Origin of the sequence: Pseudomonas sp. R4-34-07 (assembly GCF_003852375.1) — a bacterium.
Lineage (GTDB): Bacteria > Pseudomonadota > Gammaproteobacteria > Pseudomonadales > Pseudomonadaceae > Aquipseudomonas.
Genome location: NZ_CP027760.1, coordinates 1,666,292 through 1,685,089, shown reverse-complemented (window position 1 = coordinate 1,685,089; position 18,798 = coordinate 1,666,292). Strand labels below are relative to the sequence as shown.

Here is an 18,798-nt window from a genome sequence, read left to right as displayed (position 1 = left end):
TACAACATTAGCATTCTGCCTACAACAGAAGTCCGCCAATTCATGACTGTCTATCGACTGAGCGCACGGGTTGTGATGCTACTGCGCTTTTCAAAGCGTTAGCGATAAATACCACATCAGCCTCCGTCAGCCACCAGCCGCAAGGAACACCTATGATGCTACTCTGAAGAGAGTCGGTGTTCGGCAGGTAATTCGCCGCACCCTTAAACCCACTGTAAACATCATTGCGCTGATGCACACTCGAAGCCATAACCCCCCTCTTCTTCAGCTCACTCAATACATGCGCTTGTTCTTCAACAAGTATCAAAAACACCCAATATGCGGGCTCATCCAAATAATGCACTGGAACGGGAGCCAAACCCTGCACACCTGAGATGAGGGAGGATAGCGCTTGAGCATTTCTAACCGTTGCATCCCTTCTCGCATGCAGCGTATCAAATTGCGCGTAGCCCAGACCTGAACACAGGTTATTCATCGTCACTCCCCAACCGATCTCGGGAATGTCAGATAGCGGGTTTATTTCGCCTGTCTTGGCTCTAAATGTCTCAAAATCAATACCAAAACGCCTTAAGCGGCGCGCCTTAGCCGCCATTGCTTCGCTGCGACAAGCTAATGCACCACCTTCGGTGGCATTGATTTGCCGATTTGGGTAAAAAGAATAGACAGCAAAGTCACCGTGTGACCCCACCGTTACGCCGTTTCGGACTGCCAGCAGGGCATTATCACAATCTTCTATCAACACAAGATTATATTTTTTGCACAATTCGCTGATTTCTTTCGCTGGCCCCGGATAGCCGGCAACATGATACAAAATCACAGCCTTAGTGTTTTTTCCGATTTTCGACTCAAAGTCTGCAACGCTCATGGACACAGTGCCTGGGCTCACATCAACCCAAACAGGTATCGCCTTAGAATGAGCGATCGCCGAGTTTGTCGATAGGCATGCGAAAGCTGTAGTCAGAACCTCATCCCCTGGCTGAACCCCTGCCAGGTGCAGTGCAAGAAATAGCGCGCTCGTCATGTCAACGGTCGACACTACGTGAGGCAAGCCAATTACACCTTTCAAGCCGTCCTCAAATTTCGCGACCCATTCTCCGCTGGCGATTTTGCCAGAGCGCAATATGTCAAGCGCCAGCACATCCATCTCTGGAGTATGTACCACACCATAAAGCGGAAAAATTTTAGGCATAACTTAATTTCTCTCCTCAACCACGCTTCAGTATGTCGGCGATACGCTCGCGATCATCGTCGGTCACCCACCAGCCACATGGGATGTGAATCAAGCGCTTGTAAAACTCTTCCAGCCCTGGCATTGCTCCAGCGAATGGTTTGAAGACGGAGTGTAGATGATTCGGGCGATGAAGTTTTGAGGCCATTACCCCGTTGGCCGCCAGCACTTTTTCGACTTCGTCCGAGTCATCGGCTAGAAGCGTATAAAGCCAATACGCAGGCACTACATCTGGTTCTACAGGAGCAGGTACCAAACCGGTAACCCCCCCTAGCGCTCTGTCAAAATAGCGGCCATTATCGTAATGCCTTTTCAACAATGGCGAAATAACCTCCAATTGCTTTAGACCTATGACAGCGGCAACATTATGCATATTATATTTGTACCCGACCTTGATGATATCAACCTCAGTACGGGGAACACCCTTTGCCAAGCCAAACCAGCGTAACTTACGGGCTTCATCCATCTGGCTTGGGTCCTTCATCATTAACAGGCCACCATCGACGGTCGTCATATGTTTGATTGCCTGGAAGGAGTAAATGGCATAGTCACCAACCGTGCCAATAGGCTGACCATTACATTCAGCCCCCAACGCATGCGCGCAGTCTTCAATCAATGACAGGCCGTGGCGATCTGCGAGTGTTCTTAACTCTTTTAAACGCGCAGGGTAGCCAGCATAATGCACAACACAGATAGCTTTCGTTTTTTCCGTAATAGCTGCAGCGACGGCATCCGGGCACAGATTCCCCGTGCAACGGTCGACATCAGCGAACACTGGGATTGCGCCCATCTGCAAAATGGTCGTATTGGTGGGCTCCGCGGTCATTGAGGTAGTAATTACCTCATCACCTACTCCAACACCTGCCAATAACATCGCCAAATGAAGAGCCGCTGTACCGCTACTGGTAGCCAAAACATTATTTAACTTAAATTGCTGAGCAAAGGCATCTTCAAAGCGGTAAACGTACTCCCCTTCAGAGATCATCCCGCTGTAAAGAACCGACTCCAATGCCGGAAGCAAAACCTCGCGGGGAGGCATCGCGACTTTAACTAGCGGAATAGGTGAAGTTACATTTGACATTTTTCAGACCCGATCAAGAAATTTAATTGTTGGCAATTTAATAGAAGCACCGCCACCGAGATACTTAACCATTCTTACTGAAGATGGCGCCAGATGAAACTCAAGGCCTCTTCCTTCCAGTTCGGATATTAAAGAGTCACCCTCAGATACATTGAGAAAAAAACGGTCTGGCAAGGAGGCCATCATCAGATCAACGACATCTCCCCCCCCCCAATCCACTCCGCAACGCTCAGCCCAGCCTTCGTAGGAAAGACAACAAGACTGGCCCTGTCATTTGAAATAACCTGTCCCTGGGAAGCAAAAGGAGGGATCCCACGCTTAACCTCGCCCGCGCCTGAGCCATTCCAATCGCGCGTGTCGTACCCCATCTTGATACGGCGTCCTGGTGCTAATTTCACATAACCAAACCGATCCAGCTGATCTGTGACGAATCCCTGGCCCGCATAGACTTCTGATTTTTGTGTCCAGAGAACCAAAGCAACCATATTCTGGCTCTCGCCAAGATCTATAGCACTGCTCATCAACGCTGAAGCAAAGCCCTTGCCACGCCATGCTTCATCCACACAGACCAACCCGATCAGACCTGCATTGGCATCTGGACCAACACTTAGCGTCCTGACCACTAATGCCGCGAGCGCCCCGTCAGCACCGAGAGAGTCCTTGATTTGCACACAAAAAACGTTCTGGTCACACGACATCCAAGGAAAATGGGTGTCCAGATCAATACCCCGCCCTCTGGAAGCAAAAAAAACCTCCCAAAACAGCCGACGTGCAGACTCCGGAACGCCCGGAGAAATAATTGGCTTGACCATGTGACCCATCCGATGCAGCTCCATAATTTGATGCGTTACGACACGAAGTGAAAGAGTTACGACTCGAGACTCTACCGCCTTTATGATGGCTTCGCATCAAAAGCCCTGCTCGTTAAACACAACGACACTGCCACAGGTCAGCCGATTTTCGTGATTCGGGTACGCGCCACGAGCCCTCTCAGACGCTCACCGATGCTCCGGAGTTCCACCCGCAAACGTTAATTAGGCTAACCTTACGAGCGAGCCGGAATGCAGAAAAATAGAAAGAGCTACTGGCTCGATCGCGGACCTGCCAGTCGCGTATATTCTCACTTGGTCAGAGAACCTTCCAAGACCGCTGCCTTAGGGTATGCCACCGAAACTATGGAACGGCTATTCATCCAACTGCGACCGAGGGCGATGGCGCTTCCAATAACCCCCCCTGCAATCAGCCCAAGTAGAATAATCAAAAATTTCTTAGGCTTCACTGGCCGCAAAGGCTCAAGAGCCTGCTGATCAACGGCAACCAGCTTAAGACTGTCCAAATTGATATTAAGGTTTTTCAAACGTGCCATTTCTGCACGCAAGGGCTCTACACCCGCGAGAAACACATCTTCGTTTTTACGCTGATTGAGCACTTCAACTTGCCGGTTCAACTTGAGCAGCTGCAGCTCTTTGGCTATTTGCGAAATGCGTCCCTCAGTAAAGTCATCTGACTTGCGCGCCATCAGGGCTGTTCGCTCAGCTTGAAGAGCATCCACTCCCATGAAGTAAAGCGGGATCTGTTGGTTGTTGATTTCAGTTCGCATAACACTGCCACCTTGCCGCCCCGCATCTCCCAGGGATGTAGGCGTAGTAGGCTTATCAATCCCCAACGAGCGCGCAATGCCAATAGCCTCGGTCAATTGAAGGACTCGGTCATTGCGCTGAGTTTTCAACTGCTCGCGAAGAGCCTTCAACTCGTCAGTTAGCTGAGCACGACGTAGATTATCCACCTCTTGCAAAGAGGCGATTTTAATCTGCTTATCATTTAGATAACTTGATCGCGCAGCCTCAAGCTTGCCAGATAGCTCATCAAGCCGGTTTTTTACAATGACACTCATATCAGCCGCAATTTGCTGACGTTCATTAGCAATGGCGTACTCTACAAAATTATTCAGAATCGAAACACCATCTACTCCTTTCGGATAATTCATGTCGAGCTTGATGAACGCACTCAGAGAGCTGGCTTTGTTTGTATCAGGCAAGGTAAGAACGATGGCGTCTCGATTGAACTCCTCGAAACTCTGCTCTAACGTTCGCCCAGGACGCACAAACGTTTGGAACAGACTTTGATTATCACGAAAAAACCCCAACCGAGTTTCATAAGAATCTAAAGATGCCGCGACTCTCAAAAGCGCTGCACTTGGAGGCAATGAATAAACTTCCGACCTATTCAAAGCGTCTAACTCATTTATTGCGGCAGGCCTTAAAACACTGCTGACCTGATACATCGGAGTAGTGGTGAAAGCATAAACAGCAGCTGCCAGACCAACTCCAAGAGCAACAGCCACAATGAGTATCTTTTGACGCCAGACAGCGCGAAACAGAGCGACGAGATCAATTTCGTCAGACGAAGAGACCGGGGGGGCGCGAAAGCTACTACTCACAACAAAAACCTGCCTTCAAAGAGAAACTGCGGGCTCGTTATGCAGACAATTTGCGTGTTTTTATTCTAATTGGATGACCGCCTAAACCCAGCGTCTCTGCCAGATTTTGAGCGCACAAAATGACTGTTATCGAGAACAGGTTCCATTTTGCCATCTCTTCCACATATTACAAGTCTTGACATGTATGTAGGGCGATTCTGATTTTACTGGCAAAATTTCGCTGTGAACGGGAAATGCAGACAGACTTCAGGGGGGCTCAATGCTGGCGCCGATCCAGTAATCAACGAGGCTCGCAGGAGAATGGATACACCCAATAGTCAAAGCACTTAGCTAGGAAGAATTTCTGACAAACGGTCACCAAGGCTGCTGCCAACTATCACAGTGTCACAATCCGGACCAGCCGCTATGCAATCGACTTATGCCGACGCCTACGTACAAAAAACCCCAACAGCGGCCCAATCAACATCCCCACAATCAAAGCCACCACCATAAACACCGCCACCGGCATCTGCGCGGTACTCCACCCCAGGAACGTCAACGCAACACCCTGCTGGTTCTCCAGCACAAACGCCAAAACCACCAAAGCCGCAAGCACTGCAATCAATACCGCAACAACGCGCTTAACCCCACGCATAACCATCTCCTACTCCAAAAACACTCAGACGCCCTCTTCCTCTTCTTCGTTCACCCGATCGCGCAATTCCTTGCCCGGCTTGAAGTGGGGAACGAACTTTCCGTCGAGACTGACAGATTGGCCGGTCTTTGGGTTGCGGCCTACGCGCGGAGCGCGGTAGTGGAGGGAGAAGCTGCCGAAGCCGCGGATTTCGATGCGATCTCCGGTGGCAAGGCATTGGGACATTTGTTCAAGCATGGTCTTGATAGCCAACTCCACATCCTTGGATGAGAGCAGCCCTTGATGGGTGACAATTCGTTCGATCAACTCCGACTTCGTCATATTTTTCCCTTCTTTTTCAAGCAGCTAGGAAAAGCGCTTCGAAGGTTTTAGCATGACTTGATGAATTTGAACAGCCCGTATATCAACTTATCTGCCGCTTAAATAAACGCCCGCAATGAGCACATCGAAACCTCAGTTGCAGATTACCAACATCGTGCGCGTCACTGCGCCAGCGGGATTCCAACCAAACGGATAGTCGCCCTCTTCATCCGCCGCATCACTGGAACGGGTGAGGACTTTGTAGCCCTGCATTTTGCATTCACGAGCAGCGCGTTTTTCGCACTTCTCCCATTTGTTGCCCAGACCAGAGCAGTCGATCTCGATGCCACTGACGCCGCTCTTGGCATGGGTCCTGGCGCTGGTGCTGGAGCAGCCGGCCAGTATGACTAATGCAAGCACTACGAGAATCCTGTTCATTCAAACCCTTATCGAATCAGTAACACGGAATATCTTTAAAAGACTATAGCCAGTTCTGACCGCAGGCTGAATGCCTTGGTTCGGCGGTGTTGATTCATCAAATTTCAGGCACAAAAAAGGGCGACCGAAGTCGCCCTTTTCCTACAGCTTTACAGAACTTAGTTCTGCTTAGCCATTGCTTCGCGCAGCAGGGAGGCCATGGTGGTCTCGCCAGTTGCAGCTGCCGGAGCTTCTTTCAGGCTCTGGATAGCTTCTTTCTCTTCCACTTCGTCTTTGGACTTGATGGAGAGCTGGATTACGCGGCTCTTGCGGTCAACGCTGATGATCTTGGCTTCTACTTCCTGGCCTTCTTTCAGAACGTTGCGCGCGTCTTCAACGCGGTCACGGCTGATTTCGGAGGCTTTCAGAGTCGCTTCGATATCGTCGGCCAGAGTGATGATGGCGCCTTTGGCGTCAACTTCTTTCACTGTACCTTTAACGATGGCGCCTTTGTCGTTCTCTTGAACGTACTCGGAGAACGGATCGCTTTCCAGTTGCTTGATACCCAGGGAGATGCGCTCGCGCTCTGGGTCAACCGACAGGATAACGGTGTCCAGCTCGTCGCCCTTCTTGAAACGACGAACAGCTTCTTCGCCAACTTCGTTCCAGGAGATGTCGGACAGGTGAACCAGGCCGTCGATGCCGCCGTCCAGACCAATGAAGATACCGAAATCGGTGATCGACTTGATGGTGCCGGAGATTTTATCGCCCTTGTTGAACTGGCCAGAGAAATCTTCCCATGGGTTAGATTTGCACTGCTTGATGCCCAGGGAGATACGACGACGCTCTTCGTCGATGTCCAGAACCATAACTTCCACTTCGTCGCCGACTTGTACGACTTTCGAAGGGTGGATGTTCTTGTTGGTCCAGTCCATTTCGGAAACGTGTACCAGGCCTTCAACGCCTTCTTCCAGCTCAGCGAAGCAGCCGTAGTCAGTCAGGTTGGTAACACGCGCGGTCACGCGGGTGCCTTCTGGGTAACGGGCTTTGATAGCGACCCATGGATCTTCACCCAGTTGCTTCAGGCCCAGGGAAACACGGTTGCGTTCGCGATCGTATTTCAGAACCTTGACATCGATCTCGTCGCCAACGTTGACGATTTCCGATGGATGCTTGATACGCTTCCAAGCCATGTCGGTAATGTGCAGCAGGCCATCGACGCCACCCAGATCGACGAATGCGCCGTAATCGGTGAGGTTCTTGACGATACCTTTGACTTGTTGGCCTTCCTGCAGGGATTCCAGCAGAGCTTCACGCTCGGCGGAGTTCTCTGCTTCCAGCACGCTGCGACGGGAAACGACAACGTTGTTGCGCTTCTGGTCGAGTTTGATGACCTTGAATTCGAGTTCTTTGCCTTCCAGGTGCGTGGTGTCGCGCACTGGACGAACGTCGACCAAAGAACCTGGCAGGAACGCACGGATGCCGTTAACGTCGACAGTGAAGCCGCCTTTAACCTTACCGTTGATAACGCCCTTGACCACTTCTTCAGCTGCGAAGGCTGCTTCGAGAACAATCCAGCATTCAGCGCGCTTGGCTTTTTCACGGGACAGCTTGGTTTCACCGAAACCGTCTTCAACCGAGTCCAGAGCAACGTGAACTTCGTCACCGACATTGATTGTCAGATCACCAGCATCGTTGTAGAACTGTTCCAGCGGGATCAGAGCTTCAGACTTCAGACCAGCGTGAACGGTTACCCAGCGAGCTTGGTAATCGATATCAACGATAACACCGGTGATGATGGAGCCTGCCTGAAGGTTCAGGGTTTTTAGGCTTTCTTCAAAGAGTTCCGCAAAGCTTTCGCTCATTTTAATTCCTGTTGATAAGGGCGAAGAATACGCCCATCTCCACACCCCAGACGGTGTGGGTCAGTTTCAATTAAAAGAAGCGCCGCAGGACTATGACTGGTCCCCTGCAACCTTCTTGGTCACCCGACGATATCGCGAATGGCGATCTCGCTCATGATGCGTTCCAGCACCTGCTCGATGGACAACTCCGTGGAATCCAGCTGTATGGCGTCAGCCGCCGGCTTGAGCGGGGCTACCGCACGCTGGGTATCACGCTCATCGCGTGCACGGATCTCATCTAGCAGACTCGACAGACTAACACCATCGACTTTGCCCTTCAACTGCAAGTAGCGGCGGCGGGCACGCTCCTCGGCGCTGGCGGTCAGGAAAATCTTCAACGGCGCCTCGGGAAACACCACGGTGCCCATGTCGCGGCCGTCGGCCACCAGGCCCGGCGGCTCCTGAAACGCGCGCTGGCGCTGCAGCAAAGCCTCGCGAACCGCCGGCAGAGCCGCCACCTGGGACGCGCCGGCGCCGATACTCTCGGTGCGAATCACGTCACTGACTTCATCACCTTCGAGGATGATGCGCTGCAATTGACCGTCGGTCGCCGCGATGAACTGCACGTCCAGATGAGCGGCGATTTTCGTCAGCAACTCTTCGTTGGTCAGGTCGACACCATGGTTGCGCGCAGCGAACGCCAGCAGGCGATACAGCGCGCCGGAATCCAGCAGGCACCAGCCCAGGCGCTTGGCCAGGATGCCGGCGATCGTGCCTTTGCCCGAGCCGCTTGGCCCGTCGATGGTAATCACCGGTGCTTTGATATTCACAATTGAGCCTCTTGGGCAACACGCATGCCGACGTGGGCACACAGTGTAAGAAAATTCGGAAAAGATGTAGCAACGTTGGCGCAATCACGGATACGAATCGGCGCCGCTGCTCGTAAGGACGCCACGCTGAACGCCATGGCAATCCGATGATCGCCATGGGCATGCACGTCGCCACCGTCTATCGGGCCGCCGTCGATGATAATCCCATCAGGCGTCGGTTCACACTTCACACCCAGCGCCAACAGACCGTCGGCCATGACCTGGATGCGGTCGGACTCCTTCACCCGCAACTCCTCGGCGCCGCGCAGTACGGTTCGCCCCTGCGCGCAGGCGGCGGCGACGAACAGCACGGGAAACTCGTCGATCGCGAGCGGCACCAGCGCTTCGGGAATCTCGATACCCTTGAGCACAGCCGCGCGTACACGCAGGTCGGCGACCGGCTCACCGCCCACTTCACGCGGGTTTTCCAGGGTGATGTCCGCGCCCATCAGGCGCAGGATATCGATCACCCCGGTGCGAGTCGGGTTGATACCGACATGCTCCAGCAACAACTCGGAACCCTCGGCAATCGTGGCCGCGACCAGGAAAAAAGCCGACGAGGAAATGTCTCCCGGTACCTCTATATGGGTAGCGGTCAACGCATGCCCGGATTCAACCGACGCCGTCGCGCCCTCCACACCCACCGGATAGCCAAAACCGCGCAACATGCGCTCGGTGTGGTCGCGGGTCGGTGCAGGCTCGGTCACGCAGGTTTTACCTTCGGCATACAGCCCGGCCAACAACAGGCAGGATTTCACCTGGGCGCTGGCCATCGGCAGTACATAATTCAAGCCTTTCAGCCCCTGACCGCCGCGGATGGTCAGCGGCGGACGCCCTTGCGGCCCGGTCTCGATCACTGCGCCCATTTCCCGCAACGGCTCAGCCACGCGACTCATCGGGCGCTTGGACAGCGATGCATCGCCCGTCAGCACGCTGTCGAAGCGCTGCGCCGCCAGCAACCCGGACAACAGGCGCATGGACGTTCCGGAGTTACCCAGGTAAATCGGCCCTGGCGCCGGTTTCAAGCCGTGCAAACCCACGCCATGAATCGTCACCCGCCCATGGTGCGGCCCTTCGATCACCACGCCCATGTCGCGAAATGCCTGCAACGTCGCCAGGGCATCCTCGCCCTCCAGGAAGCCTTCAACTTCGGTCACGCCATCGGCCAATGAGCCCAGCATGATCGACCGATGGGAGATCGACTTGTCTCCCGGCACTCGGATGCGCCCGCTCAAGCGGCCAGCGGGGCTGGCGATGAACGTCAGCTCGTCGGCGTCCACAGCAGTTTCCATATAGGCCCGGCGCGCCAGGATCTTGCTGAAGTGCTCACGCGCAACCCGCGCACGGGTGAACACGCCCAGTAATTGGTGACCATCGCCCGCATCAACCGCGTCGCGCAAGGCATCGAGGTCGCTGCGGAAGGTGTCCAGGGTGCGCAACACCGCTTCGCGATTGGCGAGGAAGATGTCGTGCCACATCACCGGATCGCTGCCGGCAATCCGTGTGAAGTCGCGAAAACCTCCGGCGGCATAGCGGAAAATCTCCAGATTTTCGTTACGCTTGGCCAACGAATCCACTAGGCCAAACGCCAGCAGATGGGGCAGATGACTGGTAGCAGCGAGCACTTCGTCGTGGCGTTCGACCTGCATATGCTCCACGTCCGCCCCCAGCTCCCGCCACAGCCGATCCACCACGGCCAACGCCGCTGGGTCGGTCTGCGCAAGCGGGGTCAGGATCACTTTGTGCCGACGAAACAGCTGCGCATTGGACGCTTCCACCCCGCTCTGCTCGGAACCGGCAATCGGATGGCCCGGCACGAAGCGCGGCGGCATTTCACCAAACGCCAGTTGCGCCGCGCGCACCACATTGCCCTTGGCACTGCCGACATCCGTGAGAATCGCGCTGCCCAGCTCCAGGCCGGCCAAAATCGCCAGGAGCTTTTCCATGGCCAGGATCGGTACCGCCAGCTGGATCACGTCAGCGCCCTGGCACGCGATGGCCAGGTCCGCCTCACAGCGGTCTACCACCCCCAGCTCTACCGCCAACTGGCGCGAATGCGGGTCCAGGTCCACGCCGACCACTTCGCCGCACAGCCCACTCTCACGCAGGCCCTTGGCGAAGGAGCCACCGATCAACCCAAGACCGACCACCACCAGGCGACCGATCATAGGCACAGCAGGTTGCAATGCAGTGACATCAACCACGGGCCAGAACCTTGGCCAACGCCTCCAGGAAGCGGCTGTTCTCAGCCGGCAAACCGATGGTGACACGCAGGTGATTCGGCATGCCGTAATTGGCCACCGGGCGCACGATCACGCCTTCGCGCAGCAAACCCTGGAAGACCGGGGCGGCTACCTGACCGAGGTCGACACAGATGAAGTTGCCCTTGGACGCAATCCAGCCCAGGCCCAGCTCGCGAAAACCTGCCTGCAATTGCTGCATGCCGCTTTCGTTGAGGCGACGGCTTTCTGCCAGATAGTCGACATCCTTGATCGCCGCACAGGCCGCCGCCAGGGCGAGACTGTTGACGTTGAACGGCTGGCGCACGCGGTTCAGCACATCGGCGACCACCGCCGTGGACAAGCCGTAGCCGACCCGCAGCGAGGCCAGGCCATAGGCCTTGGAGAACGTGCGCGACACCAGCAGGTTCGGGTAGGCCGCCAGGAAGTCCAGGCCATCCGGCAGGTCGCTGCCTTCGGCGTACTCGATGTAAGCCTCGTCCAGCACCACCAGCACATGCTCGGGCACGCCTTGCAGGAAGTCGTCCAGCGCCTGTGCGTCGAACCAGGTGCCGGTGGGGTTGTTCGGGTTGGCAATGAACACCACGCGGGTCTGGGCATCGATGGCCGCCAGCATCGCCGGCAGGTCATGGCCCCACTCTTTTGCCGGTATAACGCGGGCATCCGCGCCTACGGCCTGGGTCACGATCGGGTAGACCGCAAAGGCATGCTCACTGAACACCGCATTCAGGCCCGGCGCCAGATAAGCGCGACCGACCAGCTCGAGGATGTCGTTGGAACCGTTGCCCAAGGTCACCTGGTTCAGCTCGACCCGGCATTTTTGCGCCAGCAGCGACTTGAGGGCAAAGCCGTTGCCGTCGGGGTAACGGGTCAGCTCAGCCAGCTCTTCACGAATCGCCGCCAGCACCTTGGGGCTCGGGCCCAGCGGGTTTTCGTTACTCGCCAGCTTGACGATCCTGGACGGGTCCAGATTCAACTCACGCGCCAGCTCGTCCACAGGCTTGCCCGGAACGTAAGGCGACAGTTGTTGCACGCCCGGCTGCGCCAGGGCGAGGAAGTTGCCACTCATGTTAAAGCCTCACAAAACCGCTTTCGGGTAAGAGCCCAGCACCTTGAGTGCCACGGCCTCCTGGCTGATTTTCTCCAGCACGCCTTTGACCAGTGGGTCGCGGTGATGCCCGATGAAGTCGATGAAGAACACGTAGGTCCATTTACCGCTGCGCGAAGGACGCGTCTCGATGCGCGTCAGGTCGATGCCGTTGTCATGGAACGGCACCAGCAGCTCATGCAGCGCGCCGGGCTTGTTGCTCATGGAAACGATGATCGACGTCTTGTCGTCGCCGGTGGGCGGCACTTCCTGGCTACCGATCATCAGGAAACGCGTGGAGTTGTCCGGGCGGTCCTCGATTTTCTCGGCCAGGCGCGTCAAGCCATACAGGCCCGCCGCCATATCGCCGGCAATCGCCGCCGAGTTCCACTCGCCCTTGACCCGCTTGGCCGCCTCGGCATTGCTGGAGACCGCCACGCGCTCGACATTCGGGTAATGCGCATCCAGCCACTTGCGGCACTGGGCCAGGGACTGGGCGTGAGAATAGATCCGGCTGATGCTGTCGGTCTTGGTGTTCTCGCCCACCAACAGGTGATGGTGGATGCGCAGCTCGACCTCACCGCAGATCACCATGTCGTGTTCCAGGAAGCTGTCCAGCGTGTGGTTGACCGCGCCTTCGGTGGAGTTTTCCACCGGCACCACGCCAAAATTCACCGCACCGGCCGCCACTTCGCGGAACACTTCGTCGATCGCCGCCATCGGCTTGCTGATCACGGCATGGCCGAAATGCTTCATGGCCGCCGCCTGGGTGAAGGTGCCTTCCGGACCGAGGTACGCCACTTTCAGCGGCTGCTCCAGGGCCAGGCATGAAGACATGATTTCACGGAACAACCGCGCCATTTCTTCGTTGCCCAGCGGGCCTTGGTTGCGTTCCATCACGCGTTTGAGCACCTGGGCTTCTCGCTCGGGCCGGTAGAACACCGGCACTTCGCCTTCTGCCAGGGACGCCATTTTCACCCGCGCCACTTCCTGGGCGCAGCGGGCGCGCTCACTGATCAGCTCGAGGACTTTCTCATCCAGGCTGTCGATGCGTACACGCAGGGCCTTGAGTTCTTGCTCAGACATTAGCCGTGTTCCTTTTCAAACTCTGCCATGTAGGCAACCAGCGCGTTGATCGCGTGGATGTCGACAGCGTTATAGATGGAGGCGCGCATGCCGCCGACCGAACGGTGGCCCTTGAGGTTCAACAGGCCACGCGCTTCGGCGCCGGCCAGGAATGGCTTGTCCAGGCGGTCATCGGCCAGGCGGAACGGCACGTTCATCCACGAGCGATCGCTGAGGTTGATCGGGTTGCTGTACAGGCCGCTGGCGTCGATGAAGTCGTACAAGGTGCGCTTCTTCACTTCGTTGAGCTTACCCATGGCCGCCACGCCGCCCTGCTCCTTGAGCCATTCGAACACCAGGCCGGACAGGTACCAGGCGAAGGCCGGCGGGGTGTTGTACATCGAGCCGTTATCGGCCGCGACCTTGTAGTTGAGCATGGTCGGGCACAGCGAGCGGGCGCGACCCAGCAGGTCTTCACGGATGATGTTGACCAGGATGCCGCTCGGGCCGATGTTTTTCTGCGCGCCGGCGTAGATCATGCCGTACTTGGACACATCGATCGGGCGCGAGAGGATGTCCGAAGACATGTCGCACACCAGTGGAACGTCGCCCACCTGCGGCACCCAGTCGAATTCCAGGCCACCGATGGTTTCGTTGGCGACGTAGTGCACGTAGGCCGCGTCCTTCGACAGTTTCCATTCGTTCTGACCCGGAATGGCGAAGTAGTCATAAGGCTTGGCGGTGCCTGCCACGTTGACGTGACCGTAGCGGGAGGCCTCTTCAATGGCCTTCTGCCCCCAGATACCGGTGTCGATATAGTCCGCCGTGCCGTCTTCCGGTAGCAGGTTCAGCGGAATCTGGGCGAACTGCTGGCTCGCGCCGCCTTGCAGGAACAGCACTTTGTAGTGGGAGGGGATGTCCAGCAAGTCGCGCAGATCCTGCTCGGCCTTGGTGGCGATGGACACGAACTCATCGCTGCGATGGCTCATTTCCATCACAGAGAGGCCTTTTCCATGCCAGTCGAGGAGTTCAGCCTGCGCGCGCTGCAGGACTGCTTCAGGAAGCGCCGCGGGACCGGCACAGAAGTTATAGGCTCTCTTGCTCACATCCAATCTCACTCTGGTCTGGTGGTAGTCACGCAAACATATCAGCCGACACCGGATCCCGTGTGGGAGCGGGCTTGCTCGCGAAAGCGGTGGGTCAGTCAGCTTGTGTGCCGCTGACACTCCGCAATCGGGAGCAAGCCCCCTCCCACAGTTGGATTTTCATCGCTGTCGATATTTCCATCCGGACAAACAACAAGGGGGCGAATCTTCATCCGCCCCCTGTGTGTCCGCTTATTCCTGCGGTTCTTCTTCGTCTGCGGCAGCATCGAGGGTTGGCTCGTCGACGTTGTCATCGCCGGTTGCGATCACCTCGCCTTCAAACTCCTCACCTTCCAGCTCTTCGCCTTCCACTTCCGACGGCTCCTGCACACGCTCAAGACCGACCAGCTTCTCGTCCTTGGCCAGCTTGATCAAAGTCACGCCCTGGGTGTTACGGCCCAGGCTCGAGACTTCTGCCACGCGGGTACGTACCAGGGTGCCCTGGTCGGAAATCAGCATGATTTCCTCGCCGTCTAGCACCTGCACCGCGCCGACCAGACGGCCGTTGCGGTCGTTGCTGACCATGGCGATCACGCCCTGGCCGCCACGCTTGTACTCCGGGAACTCGCTGATGGCGGTGCGCTTGCCGTAGCCACGCTCGGAAGCGGTGAGGATCTGGCTGCCTTCTTCCGGGATCAGCATGGAAATCAGCTTCTGCCCTTCCGGCAGGCGCATGCCGCGCACACCACGGGCAGTACGCCCCATGGCGCGAACGTCGGATTCCTTGAAGCGCGTGACCTTGCCGCCGTCGGAGAACAGCATGACTTCGCGCTCGCCGTCGGTGATGGCCGCCGAAATCAGTACGTCGCCTTCATCCAGCTCCAGGGCGATCAGGCCCACGCTGCGTTGACGGCTGAAGGATTCCAGCGGGGTCTTCTTCACGGTGCCTTTGGCGGTGGCCATGAAGATGAAGTGACCCTCGGTGTATTCATCGACCGGCAGCATGGTGGTGATGTATTCATCACTGTCCAGCGGCAGCAGGTTGACCAGTGGGCGACCACGGGCAGCGCGGGAGGCTTCAGGGATTTCGTAGGTTTTCAGCCAGTACACCTTGCCCTTGCTGGAGAACAGCAGCAGCGTGGTGTGGCTGTTGGCAACCAGCAGGTGAGCGATGTAGTCCTCATCCTTCACGCCGGTGGCCGATTTACCTTTACCGCCACGACGCTGGGCCTGGTAGGCCGCCAATGGCTGGGTCTTGGCGTAGCCGCCGTGGGAGATGGTCACCACGCGTTCTTCTTCCGGGATCATGTCACCCAGGGTCAGGTCGAGGCGCGCGTCGAGGATTTCGGTACGGCGCACGTCGCCGTATTCGGCGCGGATCACTTCGAGTTCTTCGCGGATCACTTCCATCAGGCGCACGGCGCTGTTGAGGATGCGGATCAACTCGCCGATCTGGTTGAGGATTTCCTGATACTCGGCCAGCAGCTTCTCGTGCTCCAGACCGGTCAGGCGGTGCAGGCGCAGCTCCAGGATGGCCTGGGCCTGTTCCGGCGACAGGAAGTACTTGCCTTCGCGCAGGCCGTATTGCGGATCCAGGGTTTCCGGACGGCACGAGTCGGCGCCGGCGCGTTCAACCATCGCGACCACAGCGCTGGATTCCCACGGCGTGCTGATCAGCGCTTCCTTGGCTTCCGACGGGGTTGGCGAGGCCTTGATCAGGGCGATCACCGGGTCGATGTTCGACAGCGCAACCGCCTGGCCTTCCAGGATGTGGCCGCGCTCGCGGGCCTTGCGCAGTTCGAACACGGTACGGCGGGTGACGACTTCGCGACGGTGACGCACGAAGGCTTCCAGCAGGTCCTTGAGGTTCAGAATGCGCGGGCGGCCATCGATCAGCGCAACAACGTTGATACCAAACACGCTTTGCAGCTGGGTCTGAGCGTAGAGGTTGTTGAGGATCACCTCAGGCACTTCGCCACGACGCAGCTCGATCACTACGCGCATACCGTCTTTGTCGGACTCGTCGCGCAGTTCAGTGATGCCTTCAAGCTTCTTCTCTTTAACCAGCTCGGCGATCTTTTCGATCAGGCGCGCCTTGTTCAGCTGGTACGGAAGTTCGGTGATGACGATCTGCTGGCGGCCACCGACCTTGTCGATGTCTTCGATCATCGAGCGGGCACGCATGTAAATGCGGCCACGGCCGGTGCGGTAGGCTTCGATGATGCCGGCGCGACCGTTGATGATCGCGGCGGTCGGGAAGTCCGGGCCGGGGATGTATTGCATCAGCTCATCGATGGTCAGCTCGGGGTTGTCGATGAGGGCCAGGCAACCGTCGATCACTTCACCGAGGTTGTGCGGCGGGATGTTGGTGGCCATGCCCACGGCGATACCGCTAGAACCGTTGACCAGCAGGTTGGGAATACGGGTGGGCATCACGGCCGGGATCATTTCGGTGCCGTCGTAGTTCGGCACCCAGTCCACGGTTTCTTTATGCAGGTCGGCCAGCAGCTCGTGCGCCAGCTTGGTCATGCGCACTTCGGTGTATCGCATGGCTGCGGCGTTGTCGCCGTCGACCGAACCGAAGTTGCCCTGGCCGTCTACCAGCAGGTAGCGCAGGGAAAACGGCTGGGCCATCCGAACGATGGTGTCGTACACCGCAGTGTCGCCGTGAGGGTGATACTTACCGATCACGTCACCGACAACACGGGCAGATTTCTTGTACGGCTTGTTCCAGTCGTTACCCAGCTCGCTCATCGCGAACAGCACACGCCGGTGCACGGGCTTCAAGCCGTCGCGCGCATCAGGCAGTGCCCGACCGACAATTACGCTCATCGCGTAGTCGAGGTAGGACTGTTTCAGCTCGTCTTCGATATTGACCGGGAGGATTTCTTTGGCCAGTTCGCCCATGAGAAGCCTGATTCCTTTTTCGGGTGAAACTTCGTCACATCCAGATGGGACGAACGAAGCTCGCCGCTGCCGGCACGGTGCCTGACAACGACTTACGACAAATCAACGAGTTATGACACGGATCTGCACGTTATGGGCAACCCCTCGGGGCGGCCCTGGAAACCGCCGGATGTTATCACAACCGCCGCCACGCACCTATCCCCCTGATGCGCATGGAGGCTAGTAATTTGTTGAATGACAGGCTTGAGGAGGACGAGAGAGGCTCAGAGATGGGGTGGTGCTGTTTTTTGGGGGTGGATCCGGAAGTTTTATTGACTTTCAGGGCCAATCGGGAGCAAGCCCCCTCCCACATTTTGACTGTGTTCACAAATCAAATGTGGGAGGGGGCTTGCTCCCGATTGCTCTTCAACAAACACCACCACCCTCAATGCAGCCGCTTACGGCACATCAACCTGGCCAGCTTCGCCGCATCCGGCCGCTCCACCACCCCTTTCTCGGTGACGATCACATCAATCAGGTCGGCCGGGGTGACATCGAAAACCGGATTGAAGGCCTGCACCGCCAACCGCTGGCCATTCACCTCCAGCAACTCAGCCACATCACGTTCTTCCAGGGCCACATCATCGCCAGTGGCCATCATCAGGTCGAGGGTCGAGCTCGACGCCACCACCATAAAGCGCACGCCATGGTGCATGGCGCACACGGCCAACTGATACGTGCCGATCTTGCTGATCACATCGCCATTGGCCGCGATGCAGTCAGCGCCGACCACCACCCAGGTCACGCCTTTGGTTTTGAGGATATGCGCCCCGGCGGAGTCGGCATTGACCGTCACCGGGATACCCGCGCCTGCCAACTCCCACGCCGTCAGGCGCGAGCCTTGCAGCCAGGGACGGGTTTCGTTGGCATAGACCTGCTCGACCAGCCCCTCCAGGAACGCCGCGCGAATCACTCCGAGGGCCGTGCCGACACCGCCCGAGGCCAATGCGCCGGCATTGCCATGAGTGAGGATCGCCTGGGCGTTGCCCTGGTGCTTGCGAATCCGCTCCATACCCAATTGGGCCATGACGACATTGGCCTCGCGGTCACTTTCATGGATGGCGATGGCTTCGGCTTCCAGCACAGCCAATGGGTCGGCGTGCTGCTTGAGACGGTCGAGGCGGTCGCGCATGCACTTCAGTGCCCAGAACAGATTCGATGCGGTGGGTCGGGTATCGGCCAGCAGTGCGTAGTCTTCTTCCCACGCTGCTTGCCAGTCGCCGCCTTCAGCCATGCGCTCACGAGCTGCCAGCACCAGGCCGTAGGCTGCGCTGATGCCGATGGCCGACGCGCCGCGCACCACCATCGAACGAATGGCGGCGGCCACTTCGCCGACGGTCGAGCAGGCCACCCAGCATTCCCGAGCCGGCAGCGCACGCTGATCGAGCAGGTGCAGCACGCCATCACGCCAATCGATGGCCTTCACCTTCTCTGCAGCCAACAGTCGGTCGCGCATCCCTTACCCCGTACTCATGAACAAAAGCCGCCGATTATAGCGATCCGCCAGCCAGGACGCTCGGGTATACTTCGCCCTTCTTTTATAGCTGCCCAGGAAGAAGCCT

At 57.3% G+C, this 18,798-nt stretch carries 15 protein-coding genes; all 15 read right to left on the bottom strand.

Features of this window, described 5'->3' with window-relative positions:
• Positions 1–40 precede the first annotated feature (40 nt).
• Positions 41–1,189: a DegT/DnrJ/EryC1/StrS aminotransferase family protein gene (locus C4J85_RS07670; RefSeq protein ID WP_124409352.1), complete on the bottom strand. Its 1,149-nt coding sequence runs from the start codon at positions 1,187–1,189 to the stop codon at positions 41–43.
• A gap of 16 nt (positions 1,190–1,205) precedes the next feature.
• Entirely contained in the window at positions 1,206–2,309 is a 1,104-nt protein-coding gene (locus tag C4J85_RS07665) for a DegT/DnrJ/EryC1/StrS aminotransferase family protein (RefSeq protein WP_124409351.1), read from the bottom strand.
• Between the two features lie 185 nt (positions 2,310–2,494).
• Positions 2,495–3,121, bottom strand: coding sequence for an N-acetyltransferase (locus C4J85_RS07660; protein WP_164487852.1), 627 nt, complete (start codon positions 3,119–3,121; stop codon positions 2,495–2,497).
• Between the two features lie 308 nt (positions 3,122–3,429).
• The gene (locus C4J85_RS07655; protein WP_124409349.1) at positions 3,430–4,749 is read right to left on the bottom strand and encodes a Wzz/FepE/Etk N-terminal domain-containing protein; all 1,320 of its coding nucleotides are present in this window, start codon (positions 4,747–4,749) and stop codon (positions 3,430–3,432) included.
• A 403-nt stretch (positions 4,750–5,152) separates the two neighbouring features.
• The gene (locus C4J85_RS07650) at positions 5,153–5,383 is read right to left on the bottom strand and encodes a LapA family protein (protein ID WP_124409348.1); all 231 of its coding nucleotides are present in this window, start codon (positions 5,381–5,383) and stop codon (positions 5,153–5,155) included.
• Between the two features lie 24 nt (positions 5,384–5,407).
• Positions 5,408–5,704: an integration host factor subunit beta gene (gene ihfB, locus C4J85_RS07645; RefSeq protein ID WP_003189779.1), complete on the bottom strand. Its 297-nt coding sequence runs from the start codon at positions 5,702–5,704 to the stop codon at positions 5,408–5,410.
• Positions 5,705–5,836: 132 nt separating this feature from the next.
• Entirely contained in the window at positions 5,837–6,121 is a 285-nt protein-coding gene (locus C4J85_RS07640; RefSeq protein WP_124403471.1) for a hypothetical protein, read from the bottom strand.
• Between the two features lie 158 nt (positions 6,122–6,279).
• Entirely contained in the window at positions 6,280–7,965 is a 1,686-nt protein-coding gene (rpsA, locus tag C4J85_RS07635) for a 30S ribosomal protein S1 (RefSeq protein WP_124361860.1), read from the bottom strand.
• 119 nt (positions 7,966–8,084) lie between these two features.
• Positions 8,085–8,774 (bottom strand): (d)CMP kinase, encoded by a 690-nt coding sequence (cmk, locus tag C4J85_RS07630; protein WP_124403470.1) that lies wholly within the window; start codon positions 8,772–8,774, stop codon positions 8,085–8,087.
• A complete protein-coding gene (locus tag C4J85_RS07625; protein ID WP_256657917.1) occupies positions 8,771–10,981 on the bottom strand; it encodes a bifunctional prephenate dehydrogenase/3-phosphoshikimate 1-carboxyvinyltransferase in 2,211 nt (736 codons plus the stop codon). Before C4J85_RS07625 ends, cmk begins: the two co-directional genes overlap by 4 nt.
• A 28-nt stretch (positions 10,982–11,009) precedes the next feature.
• Complete coding sequence (gene hisC / locus C4J85_RS07620; protein ID WP_124409346.1) at positions 11,010–12,122, bottom strand: histidinol-phosphate transaminase; 1,113 nt, start codon at positions 12,120–12,122, stop codon at positions 11,010–11,012.
• Positions 12,123–12,131: 9 nt separating this feature from the next.
• Positions 12,132–13,226 carry a prephenate dehydratase gene (pheA, locus tag C4J85_RS07615; protein WP_094952927.1) on the bottom strand — a complete coding sequence of 365 codons (1,095 nt, stop codon included), beginning with the start codon at positions 13,224–13,226 and terminating at the stop codon, positions 12,132–12,134.
• Complete coding sequence (serC, locus tag C4J85_RS07610) at positions 13,226–14,311, bottom strand: 3-phosphoserine/phosphohydroxythreonine transaminase (RefSeq protein WP_124406638.1); 1,086 nt, start codon at positions 14,309–14,311, stop codon at positions 13,226–13,228. Before serC ends, pheA begins: the two co-directional genes overlap by 1 nt.
• 231 nt (positions 14,312–14,542) lie before the next feature.
• Complete coding sequence (gene gyrA / locus C4J85_RS07605; RefSeq protein WP_124409345.1) at positions 14,543–17,197, bottom strand: DNA gyrase subunit A; 2,655 nt, start codon at positions 17,195–17,197, stop codon at positions 14,543–14,545.
• 424 nt (positions 17,198–17,621) lie between these two features.
• Positions 17,622–18,692, bottom strand: a complete 1,071-nt coding sequence (gene mtnA / locus C4J85_RS07600) for an S-methyl-5-thioribose-1-phosphate isomerase (protein ID WP_124409344.1) — start codon at positions 18,690–18,692, stop codon at positions 17,622–17,624.
• Positions 18,693–18,798 lie beyond the last annotated feature (106 nt).